The 18,801-nt window shown below is 42.0% G+C and carries 15 protein-coding genes, 1 tRNA gene and 1 pseudogene; 13 read left to right on the top strand and 4 right to left on the bottom strand.

Features of this window, described 5'->3' with window-relative positions; translation table 11 throughout:
* Positions 1 to 9: 9 nt before the first annotated feature.
* On the bottom strand, positions 10 to 486 hold the full coding sequence (locus TA_RS06915; RefSeq protein ID WP_241761831.1) for an HIT family protein: 477 nt from the start codon (positions 484 to 486) through the stop codon (positions 10 to 12).
* A 106-nt stretch (positions 487 to 592) separates the two neighbouring features.
* Between TA_RS06915 and TA_RS06910 the strand changes: the two genes are divergently transcribed.
* A tRNA-Val gene (locus TA_RS06910) sits at positions 593 to 665 on the top strand.
* Between the two features lie 159 nt (positions 666 to 824).
* Here TA_RS06910 and TA_RS06905 read toward each other — a convergent pair.
* The 3 genes and pseudogenes from TA_RS06905 to TA_RS06895 form a co-directional block, all read right to left on the bottom strand.
* On the bottom strand, positions 825 to 1,259 hold the full coding sequence (locus tag TA_RS06905; protein WP_010901745.1) for a hypothetical protein: 435 nt from the start codon (positions 1,257 to 1,259) through the stop codon (positions 825 to 827).
* Positions 1,250 to 4,153, bottom strand: a pseudogene (locus TA_RS08450) (Eco57I restriction-modification methylase domain-containing protein). The gene TA_RS06905 and the pseudogene TA_RS08450 overlap by 10 nt, the downstream one beginning before the upstream one ends.
* Positions 4,150 to 4,695: a CRISPR-associated endonuclease Cas1 gene (locus TA_RS06895; RefSeq protein ID WP_010901742.1), complete on the bottom strand. Its 546-nt coding sequence runs from the start codon at positions 4,693 to 4,695 to the stop codon at positions 4,150 to 4,152. Before TA_RS06895 ends, TA_RS08450 begins: the two are co-directional and overlap by 4 nt.
* A 711-nt stretch (positions 4,696 to 5,406) precedes the next feature.
* Here TA_RS06895 and TA_RS06890 point away from each other — a divergent pair.
* From TA_RS06890 to bgaS, 12 genes are all read left to right on the top strand, one after another.
* Complete coding sequence (locus tag TA_RS06890; RefSeq protein ID WP_048162088.1) at positions 5,407 to 6,075, top strand: HAD family hydrolase; 669 nt, start codon at positions 5,407 to 5,409, stop codon at positions 6,073 to 6,075.
* Between the two features lie 149 nt (positions 6,076 to 6,224).
* Positions 6,225 to 7,301 carry an MFS transporter gene (locus TA_RS06885; protein WP_010901740.1) on the top strand — a complete coding sequence of 359 codons (1,077 nt, stop codon included), beginning with the start codon at positions 6,225 to 6,227 and terminating at the stop codon, positions 7,299 to 7,301.
* Positions 7,302 to 7,446: 145 nt separating this feature from the next.
* Positions 7,447 to 8,544, top strand: a complete 1,098-nt coding sequence (gene sucC / locus TA_RS06880; protein ID WP_010901739.1) for an ADP-forming succinate--CoA ligase subunit beta — start codon at positions 7,447 to 7,449, stop codon at positions 8,542 to 8,544.
* 1 nt (position 8,545) lies between these two features.
* Positions 8,546 to 9,403, top strand: coding sequence for a succinate--CoA ligase subunit alpha (sucD, locus tag TA_RS06875; RefSeq protein ID WP_048162086.1), 858 nt, complete (start codon positions 8,546 to 8,548; stop codon positions 9,401 to 9,403).
* Between the two features lie 2 nt (positions 9,404 to 9,405).
* Complete coding sequence (gene argF / locus TA_RS06870) at positions 9,406 to 10,323, top strand: ornithine carbamoyltransferase (RefSeq protein ID WP_048162084.1); 918 nt, start codon at positions 9,406 to 9,408, stop codon at positions 10,321 to 10,323.
* Positions 10,324 to 10,574: 251 nt separating this feature from the next.
* The gene (locus TA_RS06865) at positions 10,575 to 12,404 is read left to right on the top strand and encodes an ABC transporter substrate-binding protein (protein WP_010901736.1); all 1,830 of its coding nucleotides are present in this window, start codon (positions 10,575 to 10,577) and stop codon (positions 12,402 to 12,404) included.
* A 32-nt stretch (positions 12,405 to 12,436) separates the two neighbouring features.
* A complete protein-coding gene (locus TA_RS06860) occupies positions 12,437 to 13,447 on the top strand; it encodes an ABC transporter permease (protein WP_241761830.1) in 1,011 nt (336 codons plus the stop codon).
* Positions 13,448 to 14,404 (top strand): ABC transporter permease, encoded by a 957-nt coding sequence (locus TA_RS06855; protein WP_010901734.1) that lies wholly within the window; start codon positions 13,448 to 13,450, stop codon positions 14,402 to 14,404. It begins immediately after the preceding gene.
* Entirely contained in the window at positions 14,397 to 15,188 is a 792-nt protein-coding gene (locus tag TA_RS06850) for an ABC transporter ATP-binding protein (RefSeq protein ID WP_048162082.1), read from the top strand. Before TA_RS06855 ends, TA_RS06850 begins: the two co-directional genes overlap by 8 nt.
* Positions 15,189 to 15,197: 9 nt before the next feature.
* Positions 15,198 to 16,178, top strand: coding sequence for an ABC transporter ATP-binding protein (locus TA_RS06845; RefSeq protein ID WP_048162080.1), 981 nt, complete (start codon positions 15,198 to 15,200; stop codon positions 16,176 to 16,178).
* A 45-nt stretch (positions 16,179 to 16,223) separates the two neighbouring features.
* Positions 16,224 to 17,234, top strand: a complete 1,011-nt coding sequence (locus TA_RS06840; RefSeq protein WP_048162078.1) for a TrmB family transcriptional regulator — start codon at positions 16,224 to 16,226, stop codon at positions 17,232 to 17,234.
* A gap of 48 nt (positions 17,235 to 17,282) precedes the next feature.
* Positions 17,283 to 18,734, top strand: coding sequence for a beta-galactosidase BgaS (gene bgaS / locus TA_RS06835; RefSeq protein ID WP_010901730.1), 1,452 nt, complete (start codon positions 17,283 to 17,285; stop codon positions 18,732 to 18,734).
* Positions 18,735 to 18,801: the final 67 nt, after the last annotated feature.

The raw sequence follows: 18,801 nt of genomic DNA, 5'->3' as shown, positions 1-18,801 counted from the left end.
AAAATATGGCTATGCTCTCTTAGTATCGATCAGGGCCTGTACTTCACGCCTTATCCTGTCCGCGTAGTCCTTTTCCTCACCCTCTGAATAGGACTGCCTGGGCCAGAAGAAACCCTTCAGTCCATCCTTGTGCTTTCTCGGTACTATGTGAACGTGCACATGAGGGACACTCTGGCTGACCTTGTTGTTGATGGCTATGAACGTGCCATCTGATCCCGTTGCACGTTCAACAGCCATAGAGATAATTGTAACGGTCTTCATCATTTTTGAAAGCGTTAAATCATCCATGGCGTAAATGTCCGCAAAGTGCTTTCTGGGCACAAGGAGGGTGTGCCCTTTGAACAGAGGTTTATAATCCAGAAATGCCACGAAGTTCTCATCGGAATAGACGATCTCTGACGCTGTCTTGCCCGAAATTATATCGCAAAATTTGCATTTTATCTCTTCGGGCTCTTCCTCAAATAGCGTCAGCTGTTTTACCGGCACATTCAAATATCGTTTTTATGTTAATAATTTTTATCCTAAAGCCGATAATTTATGACCTGCGTTCAGGATTGAAAAATCTATATCCATGAGATCAATACCGAAGAGAGGGCTTGTGGTCCAGTGGCTACGACGTCTCCCTCACACGGAGAAGATCGCCGGTTCAAATCCGGCCAGGCCCATTGTATACGTGGGGATATAGATAAGACCAAAAAAAGTTGTGATTTTAATACCTCATTTCGACAATTTTAGTAGACCTTATTGGATTTCAACAAATATTCAAAAAAAAATATTCTGGTGGCTTTCTAAGCTATAAGGGTGCATTTAAGAATAACTCTGCATTAAGAAAGGTAAGGGTATGCATAGAAGATAGCAATCAATAAGCCAACCACTATTGATGAGTAGGCCCAAGCAATCGTGTAATAGGTCTTACTTCGTTTTCCGTTTGAAGCATAGGACATAACAGCAATAAGCCCCATTATTAGGCCAATATTAGCATACCATTCAGAAACTGATAAAAACAAAGTACCGAAATATGCAAAATTTGATTGGGAGTAATAGAACAGGACATTCAATGCAATGGTATTTGTGAAAATAGGTATTCTTCCAACGTAGTGACGTTCAGCTAGAGAACCCGCTATAATCAATGAAATTGGTGCAAGATACGGTATATAAGCACTTGGAACAACTGCTGAAATCCATGGAAATCCCAGAATACTGTTGATGAAATTATATATCTCGTGGGCAATTTTTAAAATAATTAACTCTATTGACATAATCGATCATCAAGAAGTGTTATTTCTAATTTGTTAAGCCCATATATTTCGTAAATCATTTGATTCAGTTCTTGACATCTTTTATCATACTCTCTTTCCAAAAGGTCTCTTTCGTCTGTATTAGGGAAGTTCCGCATTTTCTTTGAAATGTTCATTTGTTCTTTAGACAGTGATGAAACTGAATCAAATCTTGAGTCTTTTGGTATCAGCAGTGGTAATTTATCAATGAATCGCTTTCCGTAAGAGAAATATCCACCTCTGAAAGGTGTACTGATGTTTTTTAGATAAAATTCCAGAACATTAGAATTAAGAAGAGCTAGCACAAAATAGTACATATTCTGATTATTGTCGTTTAGTACGATTCCGTACCCACCGGCATTATCACCACCGACAAAATAAAACTCTCCATTCAAATCTATTGCAAATGTATTTTTAGACGCAAGAACCTGGGTTACAATTTTCTTTTGTTCAAATTTTTCAAGATTTTTCCGGTATATGTATTGATGCCAATTCTCATCATCTTTGAGTTTGTTATCTTCCCTAGTCTTCAATTGTAGTTCATAATGTTTGAAATACTCATAAGCAAGAGGATACCGATCCTTGATTTCGGATAGTGTGATTAAAGAGGCTTTGTCATCTTTTACTAAATAAGGATACACAACATAAGACCCCTTCCAATCCACAGAGCATCTCCTTATGTCTTTGCCTTTCAATAGTTTCCTGAGAATTGTCTTTTCCACAGCGAATTCCAGATTATTTTTTATATTCCTTATTTTAGCCGTATCTCTTGTTTCTGATTCGACTTGTACAAAGTATATACCGTCTGCACTTGTCGTTAAACTCTGAAATATATTTTTTGAAATGATTTCCAGGGGGATTCCTTTTCTACTAAGCTTTCTTATTAATTCGCTTACTTTGTTCTCGGATAGAATCCACGGATGGTCTGGTTTGGGAAGTGGTAATTTGTATTCTTGGAATGTGTCCACATTGGAAACAGATTGAATTGTAAATGTGTCAGTTGATTTCGGAAAGATGTAGGAAAAGACATCGTTTTTATAGATTTTAAGAAACAGTATGCAGGTGTAGTTGGCTGCGTCGCCAAATATCTGTACGTCTTTAAAGTCAATTAGCTTATACAAGGACTTTGTTTCACTAATTAGATTCCTCAAGCCTAGCCCATAATATGCATTGATAAACTTTGATGGTATTATAAAACCTATTATGCCGTTTTCCTTGCATAAATCAAATGATTTTTCAACGAATAAAAGGTATATGTCATAATTCTTGTATGCAGACTTGAAAGTTTTGTTGAACCACCCAGTTTCCTCATCATTAAGATTTTGAATTCTAACGTATGGTGGATTTCCAATTATGGTATCGAATCCACCCTATTTCATTATCTCCGGAAATTCCTCTTCCCATTTGAAAGCCCTATCAGAAATAGAAGGATCGTCAATCAAACTGTTTCCAACCTTAATATTATTTTGTAGCAATGGCAATCTTTGTTTTTTCTCCAAAATCTGCAACAGTAGGTTTAATTGAGCAATTTCTACTGCTTTTGGATCAAGGTCAACGCCATATATGTTATTTCTGAGAATTTCAACCTTCTTTGAATAGAATTCCTCGCTATCCAAAGTAAGCTGAGCAAAATCAGAATTTTGTTTCCAGTAATTTTCTAATTCCTTATAAGCTCTGATCAGGAAACTGCCAGAACCACAAGCTGGATCAAGTATTCTGACCTTTTTTATTTCCTCTGGTGTGTGAGTTTTGATATATTCACCAACTGTGTTCTTTACTATATAATCAACTATGTAAGAGGGCGTATAATATATGCCCTGTTCTTTCCTATGTGTCTTTGATTCCTCTAATTTAGCCCTTTTAGGCGTTGATTTGAGGATATTCCCCAATACGTCTGATTCAATTACAGAGAAATCGTATCTGTAAGAATCATCCTTAGAATGGTTAAGGCCTTCGATGACCTCTTGAAGTGCTTCGTTGTCGATGTAAAGATCATCACATAAATGGTGCGCGAAGAGCTTGCTGTTATATTTGTCATCAAAATCCTTGTATATCCTTGATATTTCTTTCATTAGATGGCCTTTTCCTTTTTCATACCATTGCCTTAAAATGGATTGAAGCTGATTCTCTTCTAAGCCTCTATCCTCAGCATTCCTTATAAAGATCAAACGGTCAAGGATCCTCTGCACCGATTCGTCTACTTCGTCCTGAGTAAGATGTTTATCTTGATTATTTTTAACTATATCCTTTGAGAGAACCTCTCGGAAATGGATCATGTCTTGCAGAAGTTGTTTGTCTATGGGATTCTTTAATTGCTTTTTTCCATACTTAGATGCTATCTTGTCTAACTCGCCATTTTCGAAGGCCTTCTTTGAAAGATATTTGAATCTCTCATCCGTCAGAAAATCATTTGGATGGAGAATAAAGAGCAAGTTACTTCCATAATTTGATTCTTTCCAGTCAGCATTATAAACGGCAACCGTTTCAAAGTTTGTGAGTATTGCCCATGAACATGATTTCATCCAAGCATAGTCTATCGCCTGAGTTACGTATTTTGAGTTATTCTGAATGTTCTCTTCTCTTAGGGGTTTGGCTTCAAGGAAAAACTTAGGTATTCCATTGATCCTGAATCCGTAATCAACCCTCTTCTTGGATATTGTTTCCTCGGCGCTTACTGAATCGTTAGTTTTTCCTCTATTTGAAAAATTCCAACCTAGTGATTTAAAAAGAGGTTCTATGAAATCCTTTTTTGTTGATTCCTCGTTGTACGTTTTGATTTCACCTGATTTCTTGACTTGCTCATACTTTAAAATAAGTTCTTTGACCCTTTCGAAATCAATGTTATAATTTTCATTAGACACATCAGACCCGTTCATTCAATTTTCGCCCTTGTCTTCTTATAAAGTTTAATCGTTTTGTCTTCTTTAATCTTCTTTTGCTGATACCACAATGTAGATTTGTTTATCTTCAAGGCTTTCCGTTTCTCAGGATCAATTGATATGATCCTGTTCTTTATGTCAATGGTATCATTCCTTGAGATTTCAATATCAGGTATCTTGAAATCTAGTGTTTTTGTCTTTCCTAAGATGTATCTACTAAATTCCCTGGCATTCTCAAAGATTATGTTCTCAAGTGTATGCTGTTTATTCCTGAATTCATATCGCTTGTTGAAATTGTTCTTTATTTTTTCAATTAACAATTTAGCCGTATCAAGTCTCAAACGGATATGATAATTCTCAGTGATTATGAAATCTGATCTCTTTAACTTGGTTTCCAATATTTCGATGACAGAATAATCAACAACATATCTGAATAATTCCTGTAGATCATAAACAAGGGGATGCTTTGACGGTGCTATCTCATGTAAATATCCTATTGATAAATCTAGGCCTACTGTGTTGATATTTTTTCTTACCATTGATTCAAGTATTGCATATCCGTAATTTAGTAACTAAAATGATTGAAGGGGTTCAAATGGAGTCGGACTGGAAGTTTAAATTCTATTGATTCTGATTTTCATATCCCACTTTCAGTAGAACTTATGCGATAAGGATCTTTTGCTTCAGATGCCTTTTATCCTAGGCCCGCATTCGAATTTTAATTTTCTATATCCGATCTATATTCAATAGGATGTTTGTAACCAATAAATTTGATAAACTTCCAGATACTGCATTAGCTCCAAAAGTATTGGTTTTCGGTCTATTATGGAATGTAGGAATGGAATAGCATAGCCTTTTTAATGTATCAAACATCCCCTATTGCAGGCATTGGCATTATGAACTCGAGACTTATGGCCATAGGTGTAGTTATCTGGATATTCAGTATTGCATTATTCGCTGTAAGGGGATACCATCCGAATTTTATCATACCTTTGGTCGTTGGTACAGTGATTTTTCTGTATGGGCTTATAAAGGGATGATAAGAATTCCTGCTTATTTGTTTGTAAAATTTTTCGAAGAATTTACAGCCGAATCTTAGTCCAAATAATTGGGCGTTCCAACATTAGGCGTGGTTGTAAGGAGATATAATACTGTTCAGGATTATGCATTTATATATAAAATGAGCATTCTATATACATATATATATTATTGGAGCAAAAGCTATATGGAATAGACCGCTAGGTTTCGATATGATAAGCACAGATACGTCGATAAAGTTGATAGCATTCGATATGGACGGCGTTATACTTAGGAACAGAAATTCCTGGGAAAAAGCCCTTTCTGGCATTTACGGTGCTGGTGGCAACAGGAACTATGCGTTTCAGAGCATCTCAAGGCACGGGAAAAAGTTCCATGTTCCTCCAGGCCTTGAGCTACGATCGTATATTGAAAACAGTTTCGATGCTAGGGATGTAACCTACGATTTCCACCTGATGGCTGATTTTCTTTCATATACCGGCATAAAGTCAGTGATAATAAGCGCAGGCGTGATCAATTATGCCAGAAAATTGAGCGAGACATACCACTTAGATGATTATGTGGCCAATGACGTGATGGATTACAGGGGAGAACTCAAATTTATAAGGCATGTTGATCCTGACAGGAAGGATTTGAATCTTGATCTTTACTTGAAAAAATTCGGTCTGAAAAAATGCGAAGCAATATCTATAGGCGATTCCTTGGCTGACTATTCCATGCGGAAGAGCTCGGCGTTCTTCATCGCTTTCAATCCTGTGGATGCGAGGCTACTATCGCTGGCAGACGCCACGGCTTACAATTTCTCTGAGGTAATACACATAATAAGAGCAATTAACAATATCTCCCGTGGAGAGAGCTTTGGAACACCAATATCTGATTAGAATTTTATAAGATATAGCGCGTGGTTTGAGATAACCATAGCTTATTTCGTTTCGCCGCCAGTACCCTTATCGATCTATAATATCATTCTCTCGTTTTTCGATGCTCTTCGAAAGATCATAAGTACAGGCTAATAATCGGGCATGGGAGCTTGAAGGATTCAACGAGAATAGTATCATCGAGCATGGCCTTTTCGATGGCATGGCTAACGATAAGCTTTGCATTTCCGCTGCTTGGCGTGAGGTATTCTCTCAATTACACCGAGATAGGAATAATAGGCATGGTTTCCAACCTTTCATTTGGAATAGCATCCGCTTCATATCTGAAGGCCGGATCATCTGTGATACGAATATCGCTTAGAATGATACCATTCCTGAGCGCAATGGCAACGCTGCTCTTCTTGTTTTCTACTAAAAGCACGTTCGCCTACGTGATAGGCATAGTCTCGATAGTTCAGGCGTTCTTCTGGATCTCCATGGAAATATACCTGGGGTACGCTTCAGGCACTGGAAATGCAGAGAAGTACACGGCATCATGGGGGTTTCCAATGGCCTTTGCACCTATACTTGCCGGAGCAATGATACAGTACCTTGGATTCAGGCCCCTTTTCATAGTTGGCATCGTATTCTTTGCTTTGGCAGGCTTTCTGGCTCCCAACCCGAAAGAATACTTGGCCAAGGATCATGGGGAGAAGCCATCCGTGATCATGATTCTTCCGCTGGTATTCAGCGGCATTGCGATAGGGTTTTTCTTCTACGTCATAGTCCCATACTTGAAACTCCATGGATATTCCTATGTTGACATAGCCGTAATAGAGACTCTGTTTGCCGGTATCCAGGCCCTCGTCTTTTTCCTGCTGAACTTCGTCCGGAGGATTCGTGTAACCATATATGCACTTATTACGGCCATTATGAGTGCTTCGCCGTTGATACTGCTTGTTTCCCTCAGCATATACCTAATAATACCATTCGTTATCGTCATTGCAGTGGCTTCTGCCATAGGTTTTTCGAAGATACTTTCATATATATCGGCGACCACATCGCCCAATACGGGTGTTTTTTACTACGAGACATTTTACGCGATAGGTTTTGCCATAGGATCATCGGTGGGCGGTTCCCTGTTTGAATTAAACCACTCGATCTCCTATCTGATCTTCATAATGCCATTTGTCTATTCCTTTATCCTTGTTCCCAGAATGAAGCACAAGGTTCCTGATCTGGCATGCTGACGCCTTCACATGATTCATGAACCATATTCAGGAATATACTGTTCCGGTTGATCTTTGAATTTCTGCCTTTAATTATCTCTTAATATAAAAAGATGAATCGAAAAACGTTATTATGACATTATGCAATCACTGGTACGGTGATCTATTGAATCTTTATGAATACATGGGGAAGGACATCTTCCGTCAGTACGGAATACCTGTACCCAACGGATATGTTGTTTCAAGCGTAGATGAGGTCAGAAAACTTACAAACCCTGTGGCTGTGAAATCGCAGATTCTCCTAGGAGGCAGGGGAAAGGCAGGAGGCATAAAGTTCGCTAAGACGGATCAAGAGCTCAAAGACGCTGTGAAAGCACTTCTGGGAGCAAAGGTAAGGAATCTGACCGTGACCAAGGTGCTCATAGAAGATATGCTGAACATAAAGCATGAATATTACGTGAGCATAACGCTAAACAGATCAGCAAGAGCACCAACTGTAATCGCAAGTGCCATGGGTGGTGTTGAGATTGAAACGGTTCCGGATGAGAAAATATTCAAGAGGATAATCGATCCATCGCTTGGATATTCGGACTTCATAGGAAGAGAAGCGTCCACTTTTATGGGGCTGAGCCCGGATCTGTCAAAGCAGTTTCTGGATCTTCTGAAGAAGCTGTACAATGTCTACAAAGGCGAGGACGCCGAGCTTGTTGAGATTAACCCGCTGGTGGAGACGAACGATGGCAAGCTCATAGCTGCAGATGCCAAGGTTGTGATAGACTCCGATGCAATGTTCAGGCACAGGGAATTCAACATACAGGATCCGGAAAAAACACCTCTGGAACTGAAGGCCGAGGGCAAGGGCTATGCCTTTGTGGAGCTTGACGGGGACATTGGTGTGATAGCAAATGGTGCTGGGCTCACCATGGCCACACTGGATGCGCTTCTGCTGCATAAGGGCAAGCCGAGGAACTTTCTGGATCTTGGCGGAACAGATAACGTTGACATAGTTGTGAATGCGTTCGATCTTGTGCTTGAAGCCAAGCCAAAGGCCATACTGGTCAATATATTTGGAGGAGTCACGAAATGCGATACCGTGGCTCAGGGCATAGTCGATGCGAAGAAGAAGTTCGACATAAAGATACCAATAGTAGTAAGGTTGAGCGGGATCCATGAGGAGGAAGGCAGGCAGATCCTGAAGGAGAACGGGATTGAGGCGTTTTCCGAGATGATGCCAGCCATTGAAAGGGTCACGAAGGTGTTCTAAAATGGTTCTGATAAATAAGAATACTAAGGTGATAGTTCAGGGCATTACCGGCCATCAGGGTTCTTTCCACACCGGTGAAATGCTCAAGTTTGGCACAAAAGTTGTTGCAGGAATTGCACCTGGCAAAGGCGGAACGAAGTTCGCCGATAAGGTGCCGATAGTGAATTCTGTTTCAGAGGCCATGCAGTATGAGCCAGATGCCACCATGATATCGGTACCGGCTCCATACGTCAAGGATGCGGCCTACGAAGCAATAGACAACGGGCTAAAGATAGTCTACATACTAACCGAACATGTCCCATACCAGGACACGATGGAAATAGTCAAAGAAGCTTCCCTGCGCGGCATAACCGTTCTTGGCCCCAACGGGCCTGGCATAACGGTGCCTTTCGAGAGCAAGATAGGCATAATGCCAAACCACATATTCAAGGAGGGCGATGTTGCCATAGCCTCAAGGAGCGGCACGCTGACCTACGAAATAGTGTACGCGGTTACGAAAGCAGGAATGGGAGAGAGCACCGTTATAGGCCTTGGTGGGGACCGTGTGGTCGGCCTGACGTTCATAGACGTGCTTAAGATGTTCGAGAAGGATGAAAAGACAAAGCGCATTGTTCTTGTAGGAGAGATCGGTGGAAACAACGAGGAACTGGCCGCCGATTACATAAAGAAGCACGTGAAGAAGAAGGTCGTTGCATACATAGCGGGCAGGAGTGCACCACCAGGCAAGAGGATGGGGCATGCAGGTGCAATAATAGAGCGTGGGGTCGGTACTGCCGAATCAAAGCTCAAGGCCTTCGCTGAGGCAGGCGTGAAGGTTGCAGATTATCCACAGGATATACCGAAGCTTCTGGAGGAGTGAACATGAGCAAAAGGGATATACTCTCAGTGCTGGACATGGAAAAGGATCTGAGCGAAATAATCGATCTATCCATTGAGTTGAAGAAAAACAGATACAGAAGCTATGAATCGCTGAGAAATAAGGTTCTGGGCCTCATATTCGAGAAACCGAGCACGAGGACTAGGACGTCGCTGGAAGTTGCGATAGATCAGCTCGGTGGGCATGCTGTTTACCTGAACCCATCAGAGATGCAGTTGGGCAGGGGCGAAACCATATCAGATACCGGGCATGTACTTTCGAGATTTCTGGATGCCATAGCATACCGTGCTTACGACCACAGGAACGTGGTGGAACTAGCTAGAAGCACCAGCATACCGGTTATAAATGCGCTTGACGATGTGGAGCACCCGTTGCAGATAGTTGCCGATTTCATGACCATAAAGGAGAAGAAGGGGCGGTTCACAAACCTTAAATTTTCTTACATAGGCGACGGAAATAACATGGCAAATTCGTTGATGCTGGGGGCAGCAATACTTGGAACCGACATGTATGTAGCATCCCCAAAGGGGTTTGAGCCGAAGCAGGAGTTCGTTGAGAAGGCAAGAAGCATAGCGAAGCAGCATGGATCGTCCATCACCATAACAAACGATCCGGTAGAAGCAGCCAGGGATGCTGATGTCATATACACGGATGTCTGGATATCGATGGGCGAGGAATCAAAGAAGGGAGAAAAGGAAAAGGCCTTCAAGGATTTCCAGATAAATGAGAAGCTCGTGTCCAATGCCAAGAGGGATTACATATTCATGCACTGCCTTCCCGCACATCGCGGCCTAGAGGTCACCGATGGCGTTGCTGACAGCATAAACAGCGTTATATTTGATGAAGCTGAAAACAGGTTGCATTCGGAGAAGGGCGTTTTATACAAGCTTCTTTCCTACTGAAAAGCCATATGAGATGCAGAGAACAGCATCTCTGTTATTTTTTAGATTCTGCTTAGAGAAATTTATAGGTTTTGATTCCGCATGTTCTAAGTGATCGTAAAGAAGAGCTATATATTTGAATTTGATATTAATTAGACCTAATTAAAGTTTAGATATCGATCTGACATATATACGCATTTTACGGCAATACTATACATATGAGTATGCCAATTTTGAAAATCTTTAAATAAGCACATTAAACTCTGCGACCTATGTTAAGAAATCTCTTAACAATAAAGAAACTCGTTGCAGTTATAACTGTAGCGATCGCAGCTCTTACAGTAGCTACCGCAGTATACGGCCCTATGCAGCAGTCAAATTTGCACATCAACAGTTTTTCAGCAACCTCAAATGATAATTCATCTACTCTGTATCTTTCGCCAGGACCGACACCAGCGTTTACAGATAATTTCAATCCATTCGATGGAGTCTGGCTTACTCCTGCTGGCATAATGGGGCTAATTTATGAACCCTTGCTGCAGATAAATACATACAATGGTACCGTCATACCATGGCTCGCTACGGGATATTCTTGGAATTCAAATGCAACAATTCTGACGATGTATCTGAGGCATGGTGTTGAATTCAGTAATGGATTACCATTCAATGCGAGTGATGTTGTGTATACGTTTAACGAACAGAAGGCCCTTTTTGGTGAGTGGGGAGTGATAAAAAACATTACAGCCGTGAATCCATATGAGGTCAATTTCACCTTCACCTCACCCAACACCGAGTATCTGTTTTACATTGGTTCGAATATTATCGTACCGGAGCAACTCTTCGCTAACAGCACAGATCCCCTCAAGGAGATAGTTACGAACCCCATAGGAACGGGCCCATACGTTTTGCAGAGCTTTTCGCCGCAGAAGATAGTCCTCACAGCAAACCCGAATTACTGGCAGAAGGGTGAACCAAAGATAAAGACAGTGGTATATGTTGAGTATACAAGCAACAGTGCGCTGACATTGGCCATGCAGTCCGGTCAGGTCCAGTGGGCATCGGTATTTGCGCCGAACATAACAACGCTGTTCGTTTCCAAGAATCCGCAGTACAATCATTATTGGTTCCCGCAGGGCCAGCCAGTGACGCTTCTCCTAAACGACATGGTTTATCCCCTGAACATGTCCTTCTTCAGGCAGGCTATCAGTGTAGCCATTAACAGGACGGCCATAATGAACATCGGGGAATACGGCTATGAGCAGCCGGCCAATGCGGCAGGTTTACTTTATCAGCAGCTTGGAGAGCTGAACTCTACAAATCTAGCCCTTGCAAACAAACTGGCAACATTCAACCTGACCTATGCCAAGCAGATACTGGCAGACCATGGTTTTATCATAAATTCGACCACAGGAAGATTGACAGCACCTAACGGCACGCCTGTGCCTACTCTGAATCTTATGTCTGTTGCAGGTTATTCTGACTGGGATACAGATATAGCTCTGATAGCGAACGAACTTAACCAGCTGGGATTGACCGTGAATCTTGAAACGCCAACCCAGAATACGGTGTCTCAAGATGTGACAGATGGTCAGTATCAGATGGCGCTATATGTGGACACGGGTATAGGACCGAATGCATGGTACGACTACAGCGGACTCGTTGGTCCGGTTGTCAAAGCATCATCACCGGCCTATGTCAACCCTGAGAGATGGAACGCCACAGGTACCGGCTTCATGCAGTACTTCCATAATTTCACAGCGTTGACAAACACCACGCAGCAGGATGTTTACATAAATAAGATGGCTTCAATAATGCTCCAGCAGATGCCCATAGTGTACGTCGTGTATTCTGCAGACTGGTATGAATATGTCAACAGCACAATAGGAGGATGGCCAAACGCCCAGAATCCTTTCTGGATACCGATGCCATGGTATCCGGGGCCAGATGAAGTCGTCATACTGCATCTTTACCCTAAGAGCGGTAACGTGGCAAGCGGTGTAAACCCCTTGATTTACGATATAGCGGCGGTAGTGGCGATTGTTGTGATAGTGGCAGCTGTCGCAGCAGTGTACATAAGAAATAGGAGGATAAAGAGGCAATAGAAAGGATTAAGCCTCGATAAGTGCTAAGGCGCATGCTAATGAAGATACCAGTTAAATATATAATTAAAAAAATATCTCTTTTTTTCGGGATTTTTATCGGCGCCATAACGGTCAACTTTCTTCTACCAAGGATGATGCCTGGAAATCCAGCTGTTGTTGTCTATAATGAAATACTAAAGGCCGGCGGAAGCGGAGTCAATCCGGCATATCTGCATCAGCTCGAGGTGGAATACGGAATATCAAATGCACCGATCTATGACCAGTATTTTCAGTATTTGTGGAATCTGTTCCATGGAAATCTCGGCCTTTCAATAGCCTTTTATCCGGAGCCTGTGTCTGCAATACTAGCGGAAGCGCTGCCATGGACATTATTTTTGGTTATATCATCAATAACGATCTCATTTTTCCTTGGAAACAGATTGGGAAGATATGCTGGTATAAACAGAAACACCTCCAAGGATCTAGCCATAGATGTATTCGCAATGTTCATGGCATCATTTCCTGCGTTTGTTCTTGCCTTTATAGTTCTGGATATATTCTCTGTTTACGGCCATATATTTCCCCTTGGTGGTGCCTACGGCGTGAATGTGAATATGGGCTTCAATGTGCCATTCATAATTAGCGTGATATACCATGCGGTTCTTCCCGTGCTTACCATAATATTGACCTCGCTCGGTGGCTGGGTTCTCGGCATGAGGAATAACATCATACCGAATCTTAACAGTGATTTCATTAATTATTCCGAGAATCTTGGATTTAAGGATTATCAGATCAAAAGTATAGCATATAAAAATGCTCTACTTCCAAATCTAACTGGTTTCGCCATGTCCATAGGACTCTCCGTAAGTGGAGTCATAATTGAGGAATCTATCTTCTCATATCCTGGCGTGGGACTTTACATGATAACCGCGATAAACTCACTGGATTATCCATTGATGCAGGGAATTTTCCTCATGGTGGTGATAGCCGTTCTTGCCGGAAACCTAGTGGTTGATCTCCTATACGGTTTCCTTGATCCAAGGATAAGGCAGGAAGGTGAATGAATGGAGGATAAGAATTTTGTAAGAAACAGAACAAAAAATAACCTTCTGGGCAGATTGACAGGAAGGATCATTAGCTTTGAAAATTCGATGGGGATAGTACTCAAGAACAGCAAATCTAAGGCTGGATTCATTCTTCTGGTATCCATAGTGATATTCTCAATTATAGGCATATTTTATAGGCCCTATAATCCCGAGGCCTATCTGTTTGCAAAGGCGCTGCCTCCAAATTCCGTCAATATTCTTGGAACCACGGGCTATGGTCAGGACGTTTTCTCACAGTTGATTGCTGGGGCGGCTCCAACCCTTATGATAGCATTTTCGGTCGGAATAGCAGGAACACTGATATCTGTATTTGTCGGGCTTCTGGCTGGATTCAGTTCCCCTGCGGTTAACGGGGCTATAAACGCTATAATAAGCATATTTCTGGTCGTTCCCGGCGTACTGCTGATAATGCTATTCGGGACATACTTTCTTGGCATACATCAGAGTCTTGGCTATTTGCCCACTATAATAATACTTGTAATAACTGGCTGGGCCTTTGGAGCCAGGACATTCAGATCCATAACTCTTTCCATAGCCAAGAGGGACTATATACTGTCTTCACTGCTAATAGGCGAGTCTAGGCTGAGCATCATATTCAGGCAGATAATGCGCGCCATAATGCCTGTCGTTGTTTCCAACTTTTTCTTCACATCCATGTACGGTGCAATGGGCCTGACGTTTGTCGAATACCTTGGTGTGGGTAATATTGAACAGGTGAACTGGGGCACCATGCTATACTGGGCCATAAATAACGAGGCCTATTTGACAGGCCAGTGGTGGTGGATACTGCCTCCAAGTATAATGATATCCCTGCTGATGTTCTCGTTCATACTTCTCAATTTTGGACTGGACGAAATGGCCAACCCATCGTTGAGAGTATATCAGAAGAAAAGGAGGGCAGTTAAAAATGATTGAGGTATTGAAAACAGAGGGCGTATCCAAAATATTCCAGATGAAGACTGGATTAATGGGTACTCAGGATATCACTGCACTCAACAACGTTAACATAACATTATATCAGAAAGAAATTCTTGGTCTGGTCGGTGCAAGTGGGAGCGGAAAAAGCACTCTTGCCAGAGTTCTTGTTCTCCTCTACAGGCCGTCAACCGGAAAGGTGGTATTCGAGGGTCGGGATGTCACGAATTACAGAGGCATGAAGCTCAGGGAATATAGATCCGATGTTCAGATGGTCTTTCAGGATCCTTATGCTTCGCTGGATCCCTATCATACCATATCATGGCATATTAGGAGGCCACTGAGGATACACCACTATCGGGGTAATATAGATGAAAGGATCGATGAACTTCTCGAGATGGTTAAACTTGACCCGCCTTCTTATTTTCGGGATAAGTTCCCGCACCAGATTTCAGGCGGGCAGCGTCAGAGAGTGTACCTTGCCAGAGCGCTTGCACTGGAGCCGAAGGTTCTGATAGCGGATGAGCCTGTATCAATGCTTGACGTATCTCTCAGGATAGATATACTTGAACTGCTTTCAAGAATAAGAGAGGATCTTGGCATCAGCATAATTTACATTACGCATGACCTTAATACGGTTAGCATGATCACGGACAGGATCTACGTTCTTCACAATGGCGAGATAGTTGAAGAAGGCCAGACAGACGATGTGCTGTCAAATCCTAGAGATGATTATACAAGATCATTGATAGAGGCCGCCCCTGATCCATATAAGAGAATATGAGGCAGTGAAATGTACGAAGATACAATTCTTGACATAAAGAATCTCACTGTGGGATATTACAATGAGAATGGATTTTCCGTAATAATCAATGATATGAACCTCAGGGTGAGGAAAGGCATTATACTGGGAATCGCTGGAGAGTCTGGCTCTGGAAAGAGTACACTTGCTCAGGCCATATACAGATCTCTAAAGTACCCTGGTGAGATAACATCTGGGCAGGTTTACCTGGATGATCAGGACATATTGAGAATAAATGGAGAGGATCTGAGGAGAATAAGAGCAACGAGGTTTTCGTTTATCCCTCAGGCGGCCATGAATGCTCTAAATCCTGTTAAGCGTATTAGATATCAGTTCTATGATTTGCTAATAGCGCATGGCCTTCAGCCTGAGAAAAACGAGGATAGAATACAGGCTGCCATAAAGATGGTGAGGTTGCGCGAAAATGTTCTTGAAAGTTTCCCGCACGAACTCAGCGGGGGAATGCGCCAGCGTGTCGTAATAGCTATGTCCCTTCTGCTTCGGCCTGATCTGGTAATACTCGATGAACCTACCACAGGTCTGGATGTGTTGGTTCAGCATGAGATACTTAAGGATCTGAAGGCCATACAGAGGCAGAGTGGTCTCACCATGATCTTCATAACGCACGACCTATCGATCCTTTATGAGATAGCGGATGAGATAGCCATGATATATGCAGGTGAGATCGTGGAGTTTGGCCCAAGGGACGAAATGCTCAACGATCCCCAACATCCCTATAACTTTCTGCTGCTGAGAAGCATGCCGAGGATAGGCGCCAAACGGGGCACAGGATACAGGCTCATTGGAAATCCAGGAAACTTCAGGGAAGATTTTAATGGATGCCAGTTCTATACCAGATGCCCATTTTCAGTGCCTCAATGTGTTTCTAAACATCCTGAACTTACCAGTGACGATGGAAGGCATTTCAGGCGTTGTCTGCGTTATCCTGAATGGAAAGTGGGTGTGAGCTAACATTGTGCTAAACTTATTTACTGATTTTTGGATAACCTACTATAGATGGATAGTGATATATTTTCCGGGCTTTCGAAATTCGGCCTTTCGCCATATGAAATAAAGATATACGAAGCTCTGGTAATAAAAGGGCCAATGACATCTACAGAGATTGTAAGGATGACCGGAGTTCCGCAGCCAAGGGTTTATGATCTATTTAATTCGCTTATAAAGAAGGGGTTCATAGAGGAGAGCATAGGTAAGAAGAAGATGTACAAGGCAATACCTGTATCGCAGGTCCTAAAGAAGGAAAGAGACTGGCTAGAATCATACTCATTGAACCTTCAGAGATACGTTGAAAACAAGAAAATCTACCCTGACAGATACTCAACTTTTCTCTCTCTTGTTGAGGGATACGATAATATAATTCAGAAGATGCAGACAATGATAAATGAGGCGCAGAATGAAATAATAATATCTCTATCTCAGGAGAAATTCAACGATCTCAGGGAGGATCTTCAGAGGGCCAGCAGCAGGAAGGTAACAGTGGTACTACTTGTCTTCACTGACGGTGATGTTGCATTTGACGGCAGAGCACTTATACGGAAGATCAATGGAAAACCAACAGAAATGGCCATTTCGGATAGAAAATCATGCGTCGTATCGGTTGAAGGAGAGAGGGAGAATAAAGAATATGCCCTATATTTTGAAGAAGATAATTTCATACACGTTATGTCATATTATTTTAATCAATCCTTGTGGAGTCAGGCTGTAATCATAAGGGACTTCTTCATTGCTGAATCCATCAAATTTTGCAATATATGGATAACATGCGATGCCATAGACTTCTTGCTGTCGCGAAACATGAGGGTATTTGCGGAAGTAGAGGGATTCTACCACGATGACAGAAGGACATGGAAGGGTGAGATCTTGAAGACTGAAAAAATACCTTTTGTCAGGAATACCTTCTATATCAATGTAGGCGATAGAACATACTCGGTTGGTGGTAAGACGGCGACCCTCGAGGATATCAAGATGATATCCGTTTTACTGCATCCTTCAATACTACATGTATGAGTATCATAACTCTGGGAATTTTTAAATAGTTCATGAAAATGGATAAAGGTGTTTCCTAAAGGCTTTAAATTTGGGTTTTCAGAGGCAGGGTTTCAGTTTGAGATGGGAATAAGTGATCCTGATCCCAATACAGACTGGTATGTATGGACGCACGATAAGTATAACATTCAGAACCATGTGGTTTCTGGAGATCTGCCTGAAAACGGTGCAGGTTACTGGGATCTATACCACAGGGATCATGATTTCGCTCAGCATCTGGGAATGAATGCAGCTAGAATAGGTATAGAATGGTCAAGAATATTTCCAAAATCAACTGAGGAAGTTAAGGTCAGTGTACAAAATGACAGGGGCGACGTGCTGAATGTTGATATCACAGACAGGGATCTTGACAAACTTGATAAGATTGCAAATAAAGATGCCGTGAATCACTATAGAAGCATATTCTCGGATTTCAAGAATCGCGGAAATTACCTTATCATCAATTTGTACCATTGGTCCACTCCAGTGTGGATAAACGACCCGTCGAAGAGAGATATCGAAAAGGATAATGCAGTTGGAAATTGCTTTACAACACGCTCAATTGTGGAATTTGCCAAGTTTGCGGCTTATGTTGCCAGGGCGTTCGATGATCTTGCTGATAGATGGAGCACGATGAATGAACCAAATATACTTTTCAATGGCCAGTGCAGCAATGACTGGAGACCGGACTCTATGGCAATACGGAAAAAGCTGTTCGCAGAAGCCCATGCAAGGGCATATGACAGCATAAAAAAATTTTCAGAGAAACCTGTTGGCATAGTGTATGCCAATGGAGATATGCAGCCATTGACTGATGAGGACAGAGAGGCAAGGGATCTTGCAGAGTATGAAATAAGATACTCGTTCTTCGACGCCATAACCAAGGGAGATCTATCGTGGTATGCAAATGCCGCGCAGAATCGTTCTCTGGATTATAGCTCTGATAAGCGGGAGGATATGGCGAATCATCTTGACTGGGTGGGTGTTAACTATTACAGCAGGGATGTTGTTAAAAAAGACGGTGACAGATGGGCCATAGTACCTGGATATGGGTATGCAACTGGCGAGAACAAGAGGTCTCTTGACGGAAGATCCTCCAGCGACACCGGCTGGGAAGTGTATCCTGAAGGAATATACCATCTCGTCATGTCCTATCAGAAGCATATCGGGCTTCCGATGATGATATCTGAAAATGGAGTTGCGGACGATAGCGACAGACTGAGGCCCAGATACGTGGCATCCCATCTGAAGAATCTCGAAAGTGCGATAAGAGACGGTGCAAAGGTTGAGGGCTACCTGCATTGGGCATTGACAGACAATTATGAATGGGCATCAGGATTTTCCAAGAAATTCGGGCTTCTCAAGGTAGACTTTAAAACAAAGAAGAGATACATCAGGCCAGGTGCGCTTGTTTTTAAAGAAATAGTTGAAAATAATGGAGTCGACGAAGATCTGGAATGGCTTGCCGCAGATAAATTCTAATATTGAGGACTAGTGGATGAATACAGAACATACGGTTTCTGTGTTTATTTTAATTTTCCTGTTTATT

Source organism: Thermoplasma acidophilum DSM 1728 (genome assembly GCF_000195915.1).
Classification (GTDB): domain Archaea; phylum Thermoplasmatota; class Thermoplasmata; order Thermoplasmatales; family Thermoplasmataceae; genus Thermoplasma; species Thermoplasma acidophilum.
This window is presented reverse-complemented; position numbering and strand designations above follow the sequence as displayed.